This window comes from Verrucomicrobiota bacterium, from assembly GCA_027622555.1.
Taxonomy (GTDB): domain Bacteria; phylum Verrucomicrobiota; class Verrucomicrobiia; order Opitutales; family UBA2995; genus UBA2995.
Genome location: JAQBYJ010000041.1, coordinates 21135 through 42681, shown reverse-complemented (window position 1 = coordinate 42681; position 21547 = coordinate 21135). Strand labels below are relative to the sequence as shown.

The window sequence follows — 21547 nt, the reverse complement described above, 5'->3', positions numbered from 1 at the left end:
ATGACTCAAACATGGCGCAATCTCAGAAGCCTGTCTATACGAAACTTTATGTGTTACATGGTACTAGTCTCAAATCGTTTATTATGGGAGCCGAGATCAGACCGTCCTCCATAAACGTTATTCCCATATTCCGATAGGGATGCTCGCCACTGATAATTGTCTCGCCTTGGATTACCACTCCTCCTGCCACGTCAAAAAAAGTTTCGGGTACGTTCGGACTTCCCTTTCCTGCTGAAATATCAAACTGGTTTTGATCTCCTGACAGGATAACCTCCGCATCGTTTAGAATGAAATCGCCAAATCCACTCGCCACAAAACCGCCGTTCTCAGCAATTTTATGCGGACCCGAGTTAAAAACGGCGGTCGAAAAAGGAGCGATACTCACGTTGCCTAGCCAGATGCTGGATTTCGAAAATTTAAGTGTCCCTTGTTGGATTTGAACATTTCCACCTGAAGTATTTTTGAAAGGCGTACCGATTGCTGCTTCAGTATTTGAGATTTTCAGTAAAGTTCCTGAATTTAGAAAGTTTGGTTCGGACCGCTCTCCAGAAACCGTTTGTGCGTTTATCGTGTACTTTCCTCCATCTGTAATTACTATCTCGCCGGCTGCATCCAATAAATTTAGCTCACCTCCACCTTGCGTCAGGTTTCCGGCAATCGTCATTCGAAGCCCTAAAGCGCGTGCTCCGGCATTCCAGAGGAGATGGTTTGTTTCCCCGGCTGGTATATTAACCTCGCCCGTACCTAGCAACCTTCCACTCAACCATGTTGATTGGCCGGAGAGGACCAATTGCCCATTCGTTTCGAGGTCGGCGTTAATAGTTGTATCTTCAATAGCGGAATCGTTTCTAAGGGTAAGGGAATTGTTCAGCTGAAAAGATCCTGTCAGAAATACAGCCTCGAGTTCAATTGGATCCTTTGAAAGGGCCAGGTCGGTTTCTTCAACCCTGACAATGACATCCTCATTGCCGGGAATACCGGGTGTGTAACCAGGAATATCCTTCCCGGTCCCCGTATCTTTCCAGATTCGCATATGCCAATCGCCGCCGCAGGGGCCTTCGTTGAGTTGGATGGGATCGGAGGCCATGAATGGGTCGGGGTAGAGTTGCTCCCCGGCTTCCGGTGCACCGGCCGGGACTTCCGGGCAGAGTTCCGAAACGGTATAGACCGGGGCGGTATTGCCCGGGACGCTTTCCCCGTAGATTTCTATGCGAAAGATGGCCCAATTCTCCGTGTCGTCCAATTCCGCGGATACCACCACCTGATCGTTGGCGAATCCTACACCCGCTAATATTTGCCCATAATAATTCCAATTAATTTGTGCAATTATCCTGCCTTCCGGTTCGTCCGCTTCGGTAAGCAAAGGAATTACCTGATCCGTTCCGGCTTCATACAGGAAAATACCATCACCTGCTTCCAGGTCTCTGCCTGCGAATACCAGGTCACCTTTGCTGGTTTCGCCGATGGGAGCGAAGTTAAAGGATAATCCATGATCCTGGACCGACAGTACTTTCTTAACTATTACACCATTTTCGGTGGGTTCCTGGGATGCGTCAAAATACCAGATTTCTCCTCCGCCGGTCAGATAGATATCCCCGTCATCCGTGATGAGATTATAGCCGGATGACAGGTCGGGATCTGTGCCGTCTGGAGCCTTCAGGTCGTGTTCACCGTTTAGGGAAGCCCAATAGTTGGAGAAATTCTTGAATAACAGGAAATTGTCACCCGTCGCTGGAACGAGGTATTCGAATTCGCTATATTCCAGTTCAAATAGTTGGACACCATTCTTCAGGACGAGATCCACATTACCGGTTGCTTCACTATGGGCAGAAAGAGCGATGTAGACGTCTCCTGTCGCGCTGACGGCGAATTGGTCTTGGTAGGGGCCAAAGCTGCCGGTGGTGAAGTCACCAAAATTGGATTGTTCAATAAATTGCAGCGTATTGCCCAACCACACACGGTCGTAACTGTCCGCTTCATCCCAGGCGACATAGAGTGGTTGTCCGTCGTCGCTTAAGCTCAAAAATTCCCGTACCTGCGCCCCCCGTTGCTCCGCTTCTCCCGTTGTGACATCCAGAACCTGGATGTTATCACTCGGATCGATGTAACCCAGGTATCGATCGCCCGTGTAGATCAGGTCGGTGATATCATAGATGGAATCGTTCCACAGCGGTCCGATATGAAGGACGCTTGGCGTTTCTTCCGGTTTACTGGAAAAGATAAGGGAAGGATCGTCAAACTGCGAGATCGCACCGTGAAACAGGATAGATCCTTCAGGCGTCATGTAGATGTAATCCTCTTCACCGATATAGATCGTGTTGCCATCTTTATCCAGAGTTACTCCACTTTCTATCTCAAGCGTAACCACGGGATTTAACGGATAAAGATCTATGTGGAACACAATATCGGAATTTGAATCTTCCAGGCGACCGGCAACCGCCACCTGATTGTTCGCCATTCCCACTCCCATGAGATGTTCGCGTTCATAGGATACGTTTATGGATGAAACCGTACGTCCCTCTACCTGGTCACCGGGTCGAATTAGGGATCTCACTTCCTTCTTTTCTGCGTCGAATAAAAAGAGTCCGTTACCGGCTTCCGGTCCGTGGGCTTTAAAGACCAGGTCGCCTCGACTGCTCTCGCCTACCGGAAAGTCGACCGAGGGAAATCCCTCAGTCCCTGAAGTAACAACGGTTTCAACCACAGCCTTATTGTCAGTAATGGGCGCTGAGGCATCATAAAAAAGGATTTCACCACCGCCATTAAAATAGATATCCCCATCTCCGGTCAGTACGGTATATCCAAGACGAATGTCAGGAACGCTGTCATCGCTCTTTAAGAAAGTGTGTTCGCCGTTCAGCAAAGCGCGTCCGGGATCATTTAAGTGAAGAATAAAATCGGAGCCGCTTCCCGGCCTTATGCTAGCAAAATCGGAGCGGACATACGTCTGAAGCAGATCGCCATTTTTTGTCAGCAGAACACGTTGCCCGGATTCCTCCGATGCACCTTCTATGCCAATAAAAACATTCCCATCACCGTCGACCATTACATCATCCCACTCAAAGCCAAAGGTTGCGTAGGATTCAAAGGTTTCAGACTCCGTGTAAATAAGGTCGTTACCCAACCTTACGTGTTGAATGTTCGCATTCTCATCCCAGGCGACGTAAAGGGCACGCCCATCATCGGAGACATCCAGGATGCCGTATACCAGGCTGCCCTGTTGAATCACTTCTCCGCTGGAAACATTGACGGCCTGCAGGTTCTCCAGTTCATCCTCCAAGGCCACCGTATGTTTGCCGTTGTAGACCAATTGATCATAGTTGTTACCATCAACTCCCTGATAAAGGATCTCCGGACTTTGTCCAGGAAGCGTCAATACAAGCATATCATCGTCTCCCAATGGATCTGTCCGCCCATTGAATAGAATTCTGCCGTTGGGCGTCAGGTGAATGAAGTCATCATTGGCAAAGTAAAATGTATTAGCACCTTCGTCCTGTGTCACACCACTTTCGACTGCGATCGACACAACAGCCCCGGTAAGTGGACCGGTCAGCGACAACAGGGCTGCCAGCAAGCATGCGCGAAAGAAAGACATTATTTGAATCTATCCGATTCTCGAATACTTTCCAAGCGGGTTTTTCCCTGTTTTTCGCCTGGTCTGTAGCCTTAGAAGGTTCGCCTGTTAAATGTCCTTTTCTTTGTCTGTTTGACACCCAAGTTGGGGTATAATCTTCTCCATCAATTCGGATAAGGAAATTGGGTTCTAGAATTCTTCGCAATAGCGTGTACGCGCAAAGCAATCAAAGGTATCCGTTTGTCGATTCCCGGATTTGTCGTCCAGGGTTAGAGTGCCGGAGAATTTGGTGCCGGCAAAAGCTGAAAATTGCATCGCTCGACTGGGTGAGTAGCGTGCATCTGCGATGAAGCAAAAGTTTTTATCTTCACCTACACCTCCAGGTGCGATGCCGTCGTCATCGATACGAAACCGCAGTGATTCAAAGCGAGCTCCGAAGAAACCGCAGCTTTTAATCGGGATCATAATTCAGAAATACGCCTGGTCCCAAGGTTGCGCCCCGGCCGCCTCCTGTTTCAATGGTCCTACAATCAGAGCAGACTCCGGCGGAACCGGTTATTCCTCAGCTTAGAGCTCGCCAGATGGCAAGCGCACTTGTTCCGGGCTGGCGAGATAGGCAATGAGGTCGCTGACCTGTTCGATGGTCAGTGCGTTAAAAAGACCGGCGGGCATGAGCGATTGGTTTAGCTGTGTGCGGTCCATTACCTGGCTTGGAGAAAATTCCATGGTTGTTCCTCCGGGCATCGCGACTGCGATGGCCTCGGGCGATTCCTTTTGGATCATTCCGCTGATGACGCGACCGTCTTTGAGGTTGAAAATGTTGACCAGGTAATCCTTGGAAACGATGGCGTTGGGTGCCAACACATTTTCCAAAACGTAGTCGAGGTCGGCTCTGTTGGATCCAGTGAGGTTGGGTCCGATATCCACACCATCTCCGAACATGCTGTGACAAGTGCCGCAGGTGTTGCGGAAGACGGCGCGGCCTCGTGAGGCATCTCCATCGGAGCGTATGCCTGCTGTCAATTTTACGTCCTTCCATTCTTTTATCGCGGCTTCCAGGTCTTCGACATCCTTGACGCTGGTCCGTGTCCAGTTAGCTGCGATTAATGATTGAATGTCCTCGTTATCGTACCGTCCGATTTGATCGAGAAGTACCGGGGAAATGAGCGAGGTGTCTAGCTCCCCCGTGTCCACCGCTTTCAAAAGAGCCACTGTCATATCGGGTGTCGAAGTAAGGGTATTGACAACCTGGTTACGCATGAATGGAGGCAGATTGTTTATCGTTGAGATTAAAACTTGTGCCGTTTCCGGACCGGGGAAGTAAGCCAAGGTAACCAAGGCGGCCTCACGCATTTGCCTTTCTTTTACCAATAGCCTGGAAATAGCTCCCAGTTGTTCGTCGCCTCCAGCCAACAGGATTTCCATGGCCTCGACTCGATTTTCAAAGCGGGCCTTTTTATTTTGAACAATCTCCCTCCATTTTGGAAAGGTATCGCTATCTCCGAAGCGGGTGCTGAGCTGTAAAATTCCTTCATCCAATTGATTGGCTTTCTTCGCCAAGCTCTCGCCATGATTTCGGGCTTGATCCCAGCCAGCAGGTTTTTCAACCGGAGGCAGTTCCTCCAGAGCCAGGAGCAATTGGTCGGCGCGTGATTTGTAGGTAACGGCATTGGGAGCCTTGCTTAGTGATGCAACCAGAAGGGCTCGGCCGGCTTCTTTGACCGCTGCACGGCGGAAGATGAAACTTTTCAATTTTTCCCACTTGGTACCTTCGGCCATGGCCATGGCTCGGACCGGATCTTCCCCGACGAGTGGCTCCATGCCATACCAAAGTAAATAGGGTAGATTGATGTCGTGTGAATATCCATCAGGTTGTTTGAGCAAAGCTTCTGCGATTCCCCAACGTTGTTCCAAAGGAATGCGCTGCATGAGGCTGGCCACGTAGCGCAGGGTCACTAGTGAGCTTTCATTCTTGGCCAGGGATTCAACGACCGATAGAGCCATTTTGCTTAGTGGAGATTTGCTTTCGCCCAGAAACTGAAGGGACCATGCTCGAATATAGGGATCGTTGTCCTTGAGTTGAGTTAATAGGTCAGCCTCATCCAGAAGGCCGCAAACCCATTGTGTCCAGATTGCTCGTAGTCGAATGGTTTGAGGTTCATTCTCGGAAGCCAGAGTTTCGAGGCTAAGCTTAATGGTGCTTTTATCCAAGCTACCAGAATGGGCGCGTTCTTGCAAAATGCGTTGAGCCTGGCGTGCATAGAAGGCGTTGGAATTTGCCAGGTAGTCCGTCAATGCCGCATCGGACTCTTGAGTGAGATCGATGCTGACTTTGTTTACGTCTCCATAACGCACGCGGAAAATTCGACCGTTTGTTTTGTCCCACATTTCCACGTCGCGGTGATGACAGGTTTGGGCATCATGCCAGTCGGAAAAATAAAGAGCCCCGTCGGGTCCAAGCATCACTCCGACGCCGATAAAGTCGTGGTCGTTGGTGAACATGAATCCGGGCTTGTGTTGTGCCGTATAGCCTGAGCCATTCGGATTGAGTGCTTCCCGAATAATTCTATGGCCATGCAGGTTGTGGAAAAAGGCTTCGCCGCGATAATTTTCCGGAAACGTATCGGCCAAATAGAGTGCGAGTCCGGCATGTGCGTGGCCTCCTCCGAGTGCGGATGTATCAGCTGGAGCTGCTGGGCGAAGGGCTTTGTTTTCCTGCCAAAAAGCGTGTTCCTGGATTCGGCCTGTGTAGTGGGCGTGGTCCGCGATGGTATCAATGCTTTCAAAGATGTAGGGATTGAAATGAGACGCCGATCCCTGGCGAATATAACGGCCACCCTGAATCATATTATAGAAGTGTGGGATCACGCAGGCACTGATGAAAAAGTCACCCTTGTCGTTAAAGTCGACTCCCCATGGATTACTTGTTCCGAAAGCGAAGACTTCAAATTCGTCCTTGGTCGGATGGTAGCGCCACACACCGGCATTGAAGTCCTGGCGTTCATCGTCTGGAGTCCCCGGCTTTCCCACCTTGGAATAGGTAAATACGCCGTGTGTGCCATAGAGCCAACCATCGGGTCCCCAGGTAAAACTGTTCAGCGTTTCGTGCGTGTCGTGAAATCCCCAACCATCGAGAAGTATCGTAGGCTCTCTGTCGGGAACATCGTCGCCATCGGCATCGGGGAAAAATAATAGATTGGGTGCGGCTCCGACAAACACTCCGCCGAATCCAATTTCCAAACCACTGGCCAGGTTGATGCCGTCAACAAACACTTTGCGCGATTCGAATGAACCGTCGGCATCCTTGTCTTCAAAAATGAGTATGCGGTCGGTCCCTTCGCCTTCCAGTGCGCGTCTTGGATAGGTTGTTCCTTCAATCACCCAAATCCTTCCTTTGGCGTCGAAGCACATGGCGATCGGTTGAACCAGGTCCGGCTCGGCTGTAATCAGATCCACATCGAATCCTTCCGGCACGTCGATGAGCTTGAGTGACTCCTCAGGCTTCAGGTCCAATTGGTAATTGTCCTGGGATCGTCCCCCGTGAACTTTCCAACGTTCCACTGCGACCATGGACGTACCTGGATCCTGGATATGGACCGCGAGTCCGTGCTTATTTGCGCTTACAATGTCGGGTCGTCCATCACTGTTAAGATCGTCGACCAGTACTTCAACGCCAACGCCTGAATCATCATGGACCAGGTGAGGGATGAAATCGACGCTGTCCAAACCTCTTACCAGCCGGAACCAATACAAGACCGGATCTTGTAAGCCACCTGGGTCTTTCCCGTGGTGTGCATACCAACGTTTACCTGTGACGATGTCCTTGATTCCGTCGCCGTCGATATCTGACAGCTCAAGCGCGTGTAGTTGAGAAAAACTTACTCCATATGGATTATCGGTGGAGCTTGAATTCATGATGCGGTGTTCGGCGAAATCGCCAGGCGACGTTTGCTCATGCCAGGCGAGGCCAAAGCCGTGCGCATGGAGACTGGTTATGATGTCATTGTCGCCATCCGCATCTACATCATATAAAATGATCTGGGCACCGCCCGGATAGATCTCTTCATTCCAGGTATGCTTGGTCCAATCCGTGTCGTCTGTTTTAACAAACTGAGCAGGTCGACGGCGGTTAATCGACCTTCTTGAATTTGCCTTTTTGGATTCGCCAGAAGGTTGCTTCCACCAGAAACTTTTTGAAATGACATCCAGTCGTCCGTCACCGTCCAAGTCCCCAACACCCAAGCCATGATCAAATTTTCGCGTTTCGCCCTCGTCGGAAACCGCCGTCCAAATCCAGGGTTCGGTAGGGTCATCGCCAGCTTCATAATATCCAAATGCAGATCCTTGTCCGCATACCATCTCTGGCAGTCCACCAGGAATCAGATCTATCCAATGGGGAGATTCGGTACTGATATCGTCGGCGAGGATTTTCATCGGCCAGCGATTTGCAGATGCCGCCCGGCCGGGATTAATGTAGAGCCGCGCTTCTTTGGCAGGAAATCCATAAATAAGGATGTCGTTTAATCCATCGCTGTTGATGTCATGAATGTAGGCGAAAAAGTTATCAGAGTAGGAGCGGATATCGAAAAGCTTCGGTTCATAATACTCATGCTTCTCTTCAAAGGCAGGTCCCTTATACCAGAACGGGCCGCTAACCAGATCGCCTTTTCCGTCTCCATCAATATCTCCGAATCCTGCCCCTTCTGCATAGAAATCGTTGTGGAGCGTGGTCGACTTCCAGCCTGACTGAGATTGTCCGTGTAAGGATAATGAGAGAACACTAATAAAAACATAGTGGAAAAAAATGGAGAAAGTTTTCATAGGATATTAGGCACTGTAATTTTATTAGGTAACACTTGAAAAGGTAGGAGCGGTTTTAACCGCGATAGATCTTTGTAATTGGTCGCGAATAAATTTGCTCCTGCAAAATAAAAAATGGGGCAAAATCTTTTTTCATGTGATCTGAAAAACTTGGGATTTTAAACAAAATATTTCGTTTCGTTACTTCTGTCCTCCCAAAGGTCTTATGCCCGTTCCGGGCGTCTCCGCATCCCCGAGGTCGAGACGGGCTTCTGCGGCGAATCTTTGCAGTCGTGCTACGATGTTGGGATATTGGTCGATCACGTTGGTGGTTTCACCGACATCGGTATCAAGATTGAAAAGACTCAGTTCAATCGACTCACTGCTTTCGCCATGACCGGGTAAACCGCCTCCGCCTCCACTCCAAACAGTATAGTTGCCGGGGAATACGAGTTTCCATTTTCCGCCGCGAACTGCACTGAGGCGACGTCCTGACCAATATAAAAAACCGCGGCTGTAGTTTTCGGGTTCATTGCCCATGAGTAGTGGCCCAATATCTTCACCATCAATGGGCCGGTTTTTCGGCAAGCTTGCACCAGCCAGTTTGGCAAAGGTGGGCAGGAGGTCGATGGTTGAAGCGAATTTATCATTAATGGCACCTTGCTCGATCTTGCCTGGCCAACTCATGACTCCCGGAACTCGATAGCCGCCTTCGAAAAAGGTGCCTTTCCCTTCTCTCAGCGGGCCAGCACTTCCACCGTGGTCACCATAACGTAACCAGGGTCCATTGTCCGAGGTGAACACCACCAAGGTGTTTTCTCGAATGGCGTTGTTATCTAGTGATTTGAGTATTTGGCCTACGCTCCAATCGAGCTCTTCGACGACATCGCCATAAGTGCCTCGTTTTGTTTTTCCTTCAAAGTAGGGACCCGTATAAAGCGGCACGTGAGGTAGTGGGTGAGGCAAGTAGATAAAAAAGGGATGATTCTTATTCTTCTCAATAAATTGTACCGTTCGGCTGGTCAGTTTTCTCGTGTGGGATTTCTGGTCCTCTACGGTCAACTCGGTTTTAATAACCCTGGTTCCCTCATACAAAGGCAACACGGGGAAATTGTAGCGGGTACCGTTTTCCGGATGAAGATTCCACATGTCGTGCGAGTAGGGAAGCCCGTAGAATTCATCAAACCCCTGGCTGGTCGGTAAGAACTCTTTTTCATGACCCAAATGCCATTTCCCGAAACAGGCTGTGGCGTAACCCTCTTGTTTCAGCACATCCGCGATGGTCATCTCGTCGGGATGGAGACCTGTCTTGGAAGTTGGCCCGAAGTTACCATTCACGCTAATGCGTTTGGGATAGCATCCCGTCAGGATAGCCGAACGCGAAGGACTGCAAACTGCGTAACCTACATGGAAGTCCGTGAAAATCATTCCCTCCGCTGCCATGCGATTGAGGTTGGGCGTTTCGTAACCTTTCGCGCCGAAGGGTCCAATATCCGCGTAGCCCATATCGTCACAGAAAATGATGATAAAATTCGGCCTGTCCTGAGCCGGTCGAAGGAGCTTTTCAGCCGCATAGGAAATTGGTGCCAGAAAAGACAATAGTAATAGAGCGCCTAGGGAACGTGAGAATCGAGTCATGGAACTTTATGGTGAATAGGGTAAATTCTGGGGCTATTGTTCACTCATGATTGAACCCGGTCAAGTGCCATACTAATTGAAAAACCGGAGTAGGGTCATTGAAAGATTTTGGAAGACCATATTGATAACAACTGATCAGAACTCAAACCCAGGCGGGCGAAAATGACGCCTACTTGCAATTACTACTTCGCGAATAACTTGTGCTGGAAACGGATGTAGCTTGTTTCGTAAAAAGCGGATTACTTTACTACGCGTTCAGCGTTCACCAGGTAGAGGAATCCCAGTAACTTATTTTGCAGTGCTTCCGCCATGGCTGGTTGCGAAGTGGCGATGTTTCTTCCTTCTTCGGTCGGGTTTTTATCCACTTTCGACAGCTCGAGGTTTTTTATAGAGCCATCCTTGTTCCAAAAGAGCATGAGCTTGTAGGAGCCTTGGCGAATGGCTGAATATCCGTTTCGCGGGCGATGGAAGAACAATGCTTCTTGGGGTCTTTTGAATGAATCGACCGTTGAATCTGCAAACAAAGGAACCAAACTGACTCCATCAATTTCATTGCTCAGTTGTTTTTGGTTTCCTCCGGCCAGTGCATGGAAGGTAGGAAGGAAGTCATAGCCCGCCACCGGCGTTCTGTTTAGGGATCCTGGTTTTATTCCCGGTCCGGACACCATAAAGGGAACACGGATGCCGCCCTCATAAAGATGATGCTTGGCACCGGTTAGCGGAGCGTTCGGAGCTGTCTTGGTGTTGTCTCCACCAGGTACCGTTCCGCGACCACCATTATCCGTTGTAAAGAACACGTAGGTATTGTCGGTGATTTTTAAATCTGCCAAAGTATCGAGTAATTGACCAATTCCTGTATCCAGTTCTTCCATCATGGCGGCCCACGCGTGGGGATAAGCCCGGTCGGTCGGACCTTTGTCCTGGTATTTTTTTAGCATCCTATCGGAAGTTACCACCGAGAGATGCTGCGCGTAATAACTGACCTGGACGTAAAAAGGTTTTTGGCTTTCGACCTGATCTTTAATGAACCCAATGGCACGTTGCGTAATGGTTTTGGTTCTTTTTGGGTCTTCGTTGTCGATGAAGTGGGGAGGTCCTTCGGTGTGACTCCCTGATTCAATGCCTAAAGATTTTGGCATTCCTCCCGTTATATTTCCGGTCATTCCATCACTGAGGTCATAGCCGCTTTCTTCCGGTGTTGAAATCATTTGCTCACCCCATTTACCAAAATGGGCGGTTTTATAATCCGGATTTGCTAACTTAAGTGCCTTGGGGATCGTGAGATGTTCCGAAGGGATCCAGGAGGGGCTTGCAAATTCCGTTCCACTTCTGGGGGCTGAGGTGCCACACAGAATACTCCGACGGGTTGGCGTGCAGAGTGGGGCAGGGGAATAACCACTGGTAAACCGCCGACCCTCATTCATCAAACGATTCATATTGGGTGTCTCAAGATAAGTGGATCGGGATGACCTCAAATCCGGATCCATGTAATCAGACATTTGGCTCCAGCCCTGGTCGTCTGTTAGAATGAGCACTATATTTGGACTCTTGGCCGATATTAGATGAAAGGAACCGATAGAGAGGAAAGTTAAGGCGAAGGTTAGTAGACTAGTATGTTTCATGATGATTTTTTACTTCGTAGCCGGTAAACTCAAAATGCCTGCTTTATATTGATCCACTAAAAATAGCGAAGAACCATTTCTTATGAGATATTACCTTGGGTAACAATCAACTAAATGGGTAAGCGCCGAGATGGGTCAATTTCGAACGAGCGGACACATTAGATATCGTTGAGGTCGGGGATCCGGTCGGGTGTCAAATTCCATTCTTGATGTTCGTTTCAAAGTATACAATTTGGAAAACTACTTCGTGCTCGAACTCAGCTCTCGGGACAAAACAACTAGCTCAACTAATGATGAAATTAGCTCCAAATCCCCCAGCTTCTCACTCGAACCCTGAACTTCTTGGAAAGCGTATGCATTTCTTAAGATTATTCCTAATGCTTGTCACCCTCACGGGCGCATTGTTTGCAAACGTGGGTTTGTCAGCCGCCACAACAAAACCCAATGTATTGATTTTAGTTTCTGACGATCAGGGTTGGATGGATGTTGGTTACCACGGAGGTGAACCCTCAACACCCAATATCGATCAGTTGGTAAAAGACGGAACGGAGCTGAACCGATTTTATGCTTACCCGATATGCTCGCCCACCAGAACTTCCCTGTTAACAGGACACATTTCCATGCGTCACGGAATATTTTCCCCCATGCCGGGAAATATGACTCTGACACACGACGAGCAGCTAATGAATGAAGCTTTCAAGGATGCCGGTTATATGACTATGACGGCTGGCAAATGGCATTTGGGAATGTTGAGTCAACGTGACCTGCCCATCAACCGCGGGTTCGATCATACTTACGGTTCCTTGCGCGCCGGGCCCGACTACTGGACGCATGGTAGAGGCGATCATTTAGATTGGGGGCGTGATGGAAAAACCGTTCATGAAGGCGGTTACGCGACCGATTTATTTGGAAATGAAATCAGTCGACTGATTCGGGAACGCGATACATCAAAACCATTCTTTTCCTATGTCGCTTTCACCGCGCCGCATACACCCTTGCAGGCACCTCAGTCCTTTGTAGATAAATACGCCCATATCGAAGACATGGACCGACGGGTCTATTGCGCCATGGTGGAAGTGTTGGATGTGGCTATCGGAAATATTCTTAAGACCATCGACAACGAAGGTATCCGGGATAATACGATTGTGCTCTTTTTCTCTGATAATGGTGGCTCTGCCGGTGCGGATAACGGTGAATTCCGCGGACGCAAAGGAGTGGTGTACGAAGGTGGAACCCGGATGCCTGCGGCTATTCGTTGGCCTGGGAAAATTCCTTCCAATGTAAAGAGCGAACAACAAATGGTTGTTTACGATGTTTTCCCAACCCTCGTGGATGCTTTAGGCATTCGAACAAAACTAAACACGCCCTTTGATGGTGAAAGTGTCTGGGATGCGCTGCAAACCGGTAAAGCCCGTCCTCGGAAAACGGATATGATTATCGGTAATGCCAGCTCCTATTCTGTGCACTCGGGCGATTATAAGTTGGTTCATTCAAATTTAAGTGCCAACCAAGGAACCGACTCGGAACTGATTGAGCTTTTCAAGATATACGAGGATCCCAATGAGACTACGAATGTGGCGGATAAATACCCTGCTGTAGTTAAAAAAATAATTAGTAACAGTGCATTTGCTGCCGATTGGGTGAGGAAGGCTCCACCTCAGACAAATCGTCGCAATCGGGGCGGTCTGCGTCGTTATGATACGGATGGCGATGACATTATTTATTTGAGGGATATAGAGGATACTGATCTTGATGCCTTCAACAGTGCTGATACGAATCAGGACAAGGTAGTCGATGCAGCTGAATTTGCAGTTGTTAGAGCTGCAGACGGTGGTCGCGGTGGTCGCGGTGGTCCTGGCGGCGGTGGTCGCGGAGGTCCAGGTGGTGGTCGTCCTGGTGGCGGTCGCCCTGGTGGTGCTGGTGGTCCTGGAGCTACAGCGGAAGTCGACCCGAACGCTCCCATTGTCCACATTCATGAATCGGTTCCAAGTATCTAGACGAGTTTATTGGCATCCCATTCCTGGATCGGAGGAAAAATGGTCAAAACCTTGGCCTTGCCTAGGCATCGCAAATGTTTCTCTCTTGTGATGTGTCATACCCTAAAATTCCAAGAACGGTTCCCATTTTGATTAAACGCATCGGCATCTATCTGCTGCCCTTTTCTGTGCTTCTGCCACTGTCGGATGGAGCTGATAAGAAGCCGAATATCATCCTCATCATGGCGGATGACTCGGCGGTCGATAACTACAGTTGTTATGGAAGTGATTATTTTCACACCCCTCGTCTGGATAAGTTGGCTCAATCAGGAGTGAAGTTTAACCACGCTTATTCGACTCCGGTCTGTACGTCCAGCCGGGTTAAAATCATGACCGGGCGATCCAATGTGCGAAACTATGTCATATTTGGCTGTCTGGACAATAAAGAGAAGACCTTCGGAAGTATGCTGAAGGATGCAGGTTATGCAACAGCCGTGGCCGGTAAATGGCAGCTTCATGGTGAACCCAATGGCTCAGTTCCTTCGGATCACGGTTTTGATACTTTCTGTCTCTGGAATTTTCCTGGCGGAGCACTTTCGCGGTTTTGGCATCCTAGTCTGGTTCAGGATGGCCGCTTGCTTGAGACAAAGGAAACGGATTATGGCCCAGATATCGTCTCGAACTTCCTTATGAACTTTATGGAGGAGAATAAGGACGGACCCTTTTTTGCCTATTATCCAATGATCCTAGTCCATAATCCGTTCGATCCGACTCCGGACAGTGTGCAAGTCAAAGGAAGAAGCAAACAGCAAGAAGCACTGGAGAATTATCGAGACATGGTCTCCTACGCCGACAAAATTGTGGGTAAGATTGTAGACAAATTAGAGGAATTGAAGATTCGAGATAACACCATAGTCATCTTTACCGCAGACAATGGAACCAATCGAACGTTGACCTATCCGTTTCACGAGGAGCAGCGAAAAGGGGAAAAGGGATTGGCCACGGAGCGAGGGTCTCATGTGCCGCTCATTGTGAATGCTCCTGGATTAGTGCGGAAAGGAATTGTCTCTGACGATTTGATAGAATTCTCAGATATCCTCCCGACCTTGGCAGAGATTGCGGGAGCCAAGCTTCCGGATGTGGAGCTAGATGGAGTTAGTTTCTTGCCCCAGTTACAGGGCAAGAAAGGCAATCCTCGGGATTGGATTTATCAGTATCATTTTCCTAAATTTACTCCGGCTGCCTTGCCTCACGGTCAAGGAATTCGGAATCTCGAGATCATCTGGACCCAAAACCAGCATTATAAACTCTATGACGATGGGTCCTACTACGCTGTGGAGGACCATCAGGAGATTAAAGACATTAAAAAGGGATCTGGAAATAAAGAGGCCGAGCGCACGAGGAAGATGCTACAAAAGGCACTTGATTCCATGCCTAAAACATCCCCTAAACTTCGGCCAGAATTCGGTCCGAAGGGATTGGAAAAGTAAGCAGATGTTTTTTTCACATATCAATTGCTATCAAAATGTAGGAGCTGCTTTAGCTGCGATTTTCCCGGGAACGCCAAGCCCCAGCTTGGCACCTTTCAACCTATCTCAGCTACTCCTACCATTCATCCAACATTAAGAATAAAAGCGTGAAGCTGATAATTCAAAAATATTACTTATGATGTATCTTAAAAAATTGCGGATCTTTTTTGGTATTAGTCTGACTCTTACGATTTCTTCTGCGGCTGAATCAAAAATAAAAAATGTACTCCTTTTGATTTCGGATGATTTGAAAGCCAGCACTCTGAGCTGCTATGGCGATCCACTCGTGCAGACGCCGAACATCGACGCCTTGGCTGCCCAGGGAGTTGTTTTTAATCGAGCCTATTGTCAGGGCATGACCTGCGGGCCATCCCGGCAATCATTCATGTTCAGTAGATACAAGGGCGATCATGGAACCAGTCTGGGACAGAATTTTATCAACAACGACGTTTACAGTGCCCGGGTAGGAAAGATTTTCCATATGAAGGTTCCGGGTGATATCGTTGAGGGCGCCAACGGTGAGGACTATGCCGAGTGCTGGACAGAACGGTTTAACTCGCCTGGCCTGGAAGTCCACACCGCTGGAAAGTATTCACTGTTTAACCACAATATTTTTACCATGAGCATGAAGGACCGGGCCAGCACAGCGGAGAAAGATCGTTGGTTTGTTTCCGTGGAATACGAAGGCGACGGCTCGGATCAACCCGATTGGAAAACAGCCACCAAAACAATCGATCTTCTGCGAAAGCACAAAGACAAACCATTCTTTATCGCCGCGGGATTTGTGAGACCGCATTACCCCAATGTCGCGCCGCAACAATATTTCGATAAGTATCCCTACACGGATGTATCATTGCCCGAACAAGTGGAAGGCGATCTCGACGATATTCCGGAAATTGGATACACCGCTGTGAGAAGCGATACCGATCCGATCGGGCTTTATCCGGATAACCAGAAGCGTATGTGGGCCGCCTATTACGCGACCATCACTTACATGGATGAACAGCTGGGCCGGATTGTGGAGGAATTGGAGCGGCTGGGATTGCGCGAATCCACCGCCATCGTGTTTATGAGCGATCACGGCTATCACTTGGGAGAGCACACATTCTGGCAGAAGAACAATTTGCATGAAGACGTTACACGCGTGCCTCTTATTATTTCGGCTCCTGGATTAAAGCCGGGCAGGTCAGATGCCTTCGTGGAACTCGTGGATATGTATCCCACCGTTTCAGATTTGATGGGGATCTCAGTTCCAGAGACGGTCCAGGGGAAGAGTTTGGTTCCACTGTTAAAAAACCCGGGTGGTTCGGTTCGTGAAGAAGCTTTCAGTGTGGGAAATGGCGGAAGTGGTTTCGCCATTCGTGGCGATGCGTGGACCTACATTCACTATAAAGATGATACTGAGGAACTGTACGATATGAAAAAAGATCCCAAGCAGTTTACGAACCTGGCAGGAGATCCAAAATATGCCAGAGTGCTTGTAACGCAAAGAGCAAAACTCAATGCCAGAGTTGCCGCCGCTGGCTTGCAACGCGGTTAACAAAATTAATAGACTCCTCTGTATACTTTTCAATTATCATGAAATCTAAGTTCCTTTTCTTGTTCGTCCTGTGCGCGAATGCATTATTCGCTGCTAACGAAAGACCCCCAAATATTGTATTCTTCTTCACGGATGATCAGACCTCCGACTCATTGGCCTGTTATGGAAATCCAATTGTTCAGACCCCGAACATTGATCGTTTGGCCGATCGAGGAACCCTTTTTCAACATGCATTTGTCAGCCAGGCCATTTGCTGGGTGAGTCGCACAACGATTCTTACTGGTCTCACGGGTCGCAGTTATGGAACGCCAGGCAATCACGATCAGGCGCGGGCTGATGCGGTGGAGACACTTTACTCGGATCTCCTGAGAGAACGTGGCTACCGTACGGGGTATTTCGGGAAATGGCATGCTAAAATGCCACAGGGTTACAAGCCGGAGGATCACTTTGATGAATTCGAAGCAATCTCTCGTAATCCTTTCTATAAAAAACAGCCTGACGGATCTCTTCGGCACGAAACCGAGATCATCGTCGATCGGGGTATTGAGTTCTTGAAGAACCAACCCAAAGACAAACCCTTTGCTCTTAACATGTGGTTCAACGCCTGCCACGCGGAGGATAGTGATCGCCGTCCAGGCATCGGGCACTTTCCCTGGCCGCGTGCGGTGGATGGAATGTATGAGGATGTTACCTTCGATCCTCCCCGTTTGGACACACCAGAGATTTTCGATAGTCAACCCGACTTCTTGAAAACCACCATTAATCGTGAGCGCTATTTCTGGAGATGGAATACCGATGAGAAATATCAGATCAACATGCGTGCTTATTACCGCATGGTCAGCGGTATCGACGGAGCTATAGGTCGATTTGTTCAAGCATTGGAAGAAGCCGGATTGGCCGATAATACGATCATCGTCTACACGGCTGACAACGGCTACCACAAGGGTAACCGAGGTTTTGCAGGCAAGTGGTCTCACTACGAGGAATCCATTGGTGTGCCCATGATAATCATGGACCCTCGAGTTTCTCGCCGTCAGCAAGGTAAGAAAACTGAAGCGTTGGCATTGAACCTAGATTTGCCATCGACCTTCCTTGATTGGGCAGGCGTTCCCGTGCCGGAAAGATACCAGGGACGTAGTCTGGCTCCTGTGGTTTCCGGAAAGAAGCCGAAGGATTGGCGGGCCGAAACCTTTCATGAACACTTTGCCGTGCGGAATCGGATTCCCGCCTATGAAGGTATCCGCACTGAGCGCTACAAATATGTCCGCTATGTCGATCACGGTAAGCATGAATTTCTGCATGATCTGAAAAACGATCCCGACGAGCTGGTTAACCTGGTAGGTAGCTCGAAGTTTAAAAAGGTTCTTGAAGACCTTCGCGAGCGTACCGACAAAACGGTTACCGCTTATGGCGGACCACTTGAACCACTAAAGGGTGCGTTTACCAAGTCCACCGATCCGTACCCCGTAGCGTCCGCTGCAGTCACCGTTAAACCGGGTTCCGATGGTTTTGTCGATTTACTGGATGGTAATATTCTCAGAAGTTGGTCGGGGGATCCACAATACTGGTCTGGCGAAGGAGGTGTTCTTACCGGCGTTACCGATGGCTCCCTTAAAATGAACCGTTTCATTTCCTGGAAAGGATCAACCATCCAAAACTTCGATCTTCGCGTGAAGGTGAAAGTCACTCCTGGTGGAAACAGTGGCCTTCAATATCGCGGAGTTATGGCACCCGAGCTGGGTTTGGATATTGTGACCGGTTACCAGGCAGACGTTGTCGCCAACAACCCCAACTACAACGGCATGCTCTATGAAGAAAAGGGTAGGCGCATTCTGTCGCACACCGGCGAAAAAGTAATTGTCGATCCCGACGGACAACCTTGGGTCGTCGGTACCATGCCAGTAAAGGAATTTGCACCTGGCGAGTGGCACGACTATCGCGTTCTGGTTCGTGGCAATCATCACCAACACTGGATCGACGGCCATCCCACCGCGGACCTACTCGACTTCGATGAAGCAGGGCGGACGTTGGACGGGGTATTAGCTGTCCAGGTACATGTGGGCCCTGAGATGAAAATTCAATACAAGGATTTCAAGATCAAACACCTGCCCGATAATTTACCTCTTGAACAACCGGAAGATCATCCTATTCCTGAAGGTTCGCTCGGTGTTCGTCCTCAAGGAAAATTGCCAAACGACTGGAAGCCGCCAGTCTATGGACGGTAACCTGGTTATTCTTTTCTAATTGGTTGAAGTCATGCCTGCGCGGATATCACATGTGCGGAACTTAGTCTTGTTCGTTCTGGTTGGCTTTTTGCTCCGGACCCATGGAGCCGATTCGTCGAACGGGTCTCCTGCCGAAAATTCCGCCGGACAGGCTCGACCGAATATACTGTTCATCTGTACCGATGATCAGGCGGCATGGGCATTGGGCGCTTCTGGCAATGAACAAGCTTTTACACCTCACATGGATCAGCTGGTTTCTCAAAGTGCTTATTTGGTAAATTCGTTTGTAAGTACGCCGGTATGTTCTCCTTCGCGGGCAGCTACGCTGACGGGACGTTATGGTTTTGAAGTAGGTGTATTCAACTGGTTTATGCCGGCTGACCAGGATCATGGATTGAATCTCGACGAAACAACCTTTGCCAAAGCCTTGCGAGAAGCTGGTTACCATACCGGACTGGTTGGCAAGTGGCACCTGGGGATGAATGATCGTTATTATCCGACCAACTACGGATTCGATTATTTCATGGGCCATCGGCATGGCGGCTTCAAAACGGTAGATCCCGAATTGGAAGAACAGGGAATGAAGAAACAATATAAGGGTCTCACTGCGGATGTTCTGGGCGACCATGTGATTGGCTTCCTAAAAGGGCATGTTGCAGACTATCAGAAGCAACCATTTTTGCTATGTTGGAACACACGGGCTCCCCATACCAAATGGCTACCGGTGGCACCCGAGGACATGGAACCTTATGAAGGTGAGCTCGAAATTGCGATACCCGATTACCCGGACCTCGATACAAAAAAGGTTACGGGTATGATGCGCGAGTATCTTGCATCTGTGCGGAGCGTGGATAGAAACCTCGGACGGGTGATGCAGACTTTGGATGAGTTGAAACTCAGTGAAAATACGGTCGTCATTTTTACGTCCGATCATGGTTACAACATGGGGCATCATGGAATCTGGCACAAAGGGAACGGTATCTGGATTTTGAATCACGAGGTTCCTGCGACGCACAATGTCGGAACCAACATGCGCCCCAATATGTACGACCATTCAGTGCGCGTTCCCAGTATGGTTCGTTGGCCCGGCGTGATACCCGCAGGCACTCGTATTCCTGAGACGACATCAAATCTTGACTGGTATCCGACTCTGCTCGAAATGGCAGGGATCCCCAATCCGGAAAACAAATTGCTTCGAGGACGTGGTATTTTACCACTCCTTCGGGGAGAATCTCCAACCGAGTGGGATAACGATATGTTTGGCTTTTATTCAAGCAGTGAAGCGTATGCGCGTCAATTTGTAGATGAGATGCGTATGATGCGAACTCCACAATGGAAACTTGTTCGTTACTTACTAGCATCTGAACGCGACGAGCTCTTTAACCTGGCGGATGATCCCGAAGAATTAGAAAATGAAATAACAAATCCAACACATCGATCACTGATAGCAAAGCTTGATGAAAAGCTCCTGAGCCGAATGGAAGAGATCAATGATCCGGCACTGGTGTATTTACAAGATCCTGTGTCTTCATCGTCGCTTAAGTATTAGGATGGTCTTCAAATGAAGCGATCAACAGGATTCAAGTTGTGTTTCCTTAATTCATTCACAAACATTGAAAGCAGAACGCAATGAAGTCTGTTTTTCTTCTTCACTAAAGCCCCAAATCTAAGACTCCACCACTCGAATAAATCCTTAATAGCACTATTATGACCCGACGAATTCTCTTTCTTTTGTTTATTTCAGTTCTGCCGTTACTGGCACAGCCCGAGTTAGCCTACAAGCCGGTCAAAGGCTGGGGAACGCTGCCCGCCGACTACGTCACAGGTGCAGGTATGGCGGTTTCCGTCGCCGGCGACGGTTCTATTTGGTATTACACTCGAAGCGCCCTGCCAGTGATGCAATTCACCAAAAAAGGAAAATTGCTTCAAGCCTGGCCTGAGGACATAGCGCTTTCCAATCATCAGGGAGCGGCGCATGGCATGGGGATCGGCCCCGACGGGGGCGTGTGGCTCGTTGACCGCGAGACGCATACGATATTTAAGTTTTCGAAAGAGGGACGAACACTACTCACCATTGGCAGTTTCGGTGCCAAACAAGGGACCGATGATACGCACTACGCATTCAATCGCCCCGCCGGAGTCGCCTTTGACAGTCAAGGGAACGCCTATGTCGCTGATGGTTATAAAAATACTCGCGTGGCGAAGTATAGTCCTGACGGTGATTACATTACCCACTGGGGAGGCCAAGGAGACGCGCCCGGACTTTTCAACCTCGTTCATGGCCTGACTCTCGACGACCGTGATCGTATTTATGTGGCAGATCGCGGAAACAAACGAATTCAGGTCTTCGACAAGAATGGAAAATTTCTCGCCAAGTGGGATGGACTCGGAACGCCGTGGAATGTCGCCTTCGATCTTCGTGAAAAAGTGATCTGGATGTGCGATGGTGACGTTGGACGTGTTCAGAAACTTTCTCTCAAAGGCAAAGTACTCGGTGGATTTGGTTCTTCTGGTCAAGCCCCGGGTCAGTTGCACCAGGTGCACAGCCTGGCTGTCGACGATGAGGGTGCCATCTACACTGCCGAGACGGTCAACCAACGTATCCAGAAATTTGTACTCTCCAAGTAAAGGGCAAGCTCAAGT

Annotated in this window: 11 protein-coding genes; 6 read left to right on the top strand and 5 right to left on the bottom strand. The window is 49.1% G+C overall.

Going from position 1 to position 21547, the window contains the following annotated elements:
- Positions 1-46: 46 nt before the first annotated feature.
- From O3C43_12360 to O3C43_12340, 5 genes are all read right to left on the bottom strand, one after another.
- Positions 47-3595: a hypothetical protein gene (locus O3C43_12360; protein ID MDA1067285.1), complete on the bottom strand. Its 3549-nt coding sequence runs from the start codon at positions 3593-3595 to the stop codon at positions 47-49.
- 168 nt (positions 3596-3763) lie between these two features.
- Complete coding sequence (locus O3C43_12355) at positions 3764-4039, bottom strand: hypothetical protein (GenBank protein ID MDA1067284.1); 276 nt, start codon at positions 4037-4039, stop codon at positions 3764-3766.
- A 102-nt stretch (positions 4040-4141) separates the two neighbouring features.
- A complete protein-coding gene (locus O3C43_12350) occupies positions 4142-8395 on the bottom strand; it encodes a c-type cytochrome (protein ID MDA1067283.1) in 4254 nt (1417 codons plus the stop codon).
- Between the two features lie 180 nt (positions 8396-8575).
- A complete protein-coding gene (locus O3C43_12345; protein MDA1067282.1) occupies positions 8576-10012 on the bottom strand; it encodes a sulfatase in 1437 nt (478 codons plus the stop codon).
- Between the two features lie 239 nt (positions 10013-10251).
- A complete protein-coding gene (locus tag O3C43_12340) occupies positions 10252-11634 on the bottom strand; it encodes a sulfatase (GenBank protein MDA1067281.1) in 1383 nt (460 codons plus the stop codon).
- 377 nt (positions 11635-12011) lie between these two features.
- Here O3C43_12340 and O3C43_12335 point away from each other — a divergent pair, with 377 nt between their 5' ends.
- The 6 genes from O3C43_12335 to O3C43_12310 all read left to right on the top strand — a co-directional run bounded on the left by O3C43_12335 (position 12012) and on the right by O3C43_12310 (position 21532).
- Complete coding sequence (locus O3C43_12335) at positions 12012-13631, top strand: arylsulfatase (protein MDA1067280.1); 1620 nt, start codon at positions 12012-12014, stop codon at positions 13629-13631.
- 128 nt (positions 13632-13759) lie between these two features.
- Positions 13760-15100 (top strand): sulfatase-like hydrolase/transferase, encoded by a 1341-nt coding sequence (locus O3C43_12330; protein ID MDA1067279.1) that lies wholly within the window; start codon positions 13760-13762, stop codon positions 15098-15100.
- A 175-nt stretch (positions 15101-15275) separates the two neighbouring features.
- On the top strand, positions 15276-16679 hold the full coding sequence (locus tag O3C43_12325) for a sulfatase (protein ID MDA1067278.1): 1404 nt from the start codon (positions 15276-15278) through the stop codon (positions 16677-16679).
- Positions 16680-16717: 38 nt separating this feature from the next.
- A complete protein-coding gene (locus O3C43_12320; protein MDA1067277.1) occupies positions 16718-18904 on the top strand; it encodes a sulfatase-like hydrolase/transferase in 2187 nt (728 codons plus the stop codon).
- Between the two features lie 31 nt (positions 18905-18935).
- Positions 18936-20453 (top strand): sulfatase-like hydrolase/transferase, encoded by a 1518-nt coding sequence (locus tag O3C43_12315; protein ID MDA1067276.1) that lies wholly within the window; start codon positions 18936-18938, stop codon positions 20451-20453.
- Between the two features lie 158 nt (positions 20454-20611).
- Entirely contained in the window at positions 20612-21532 is a 921-nt protein-coding gene (locus tag O3C43_12310; protein ID MDA1067275.1) for a peptidyl-alpha-hydroxyglycine alpha-amidating lyase family protein, read from the top strand.
- Positions 21533-21547 lie beyond the last annotated feature (15 nt).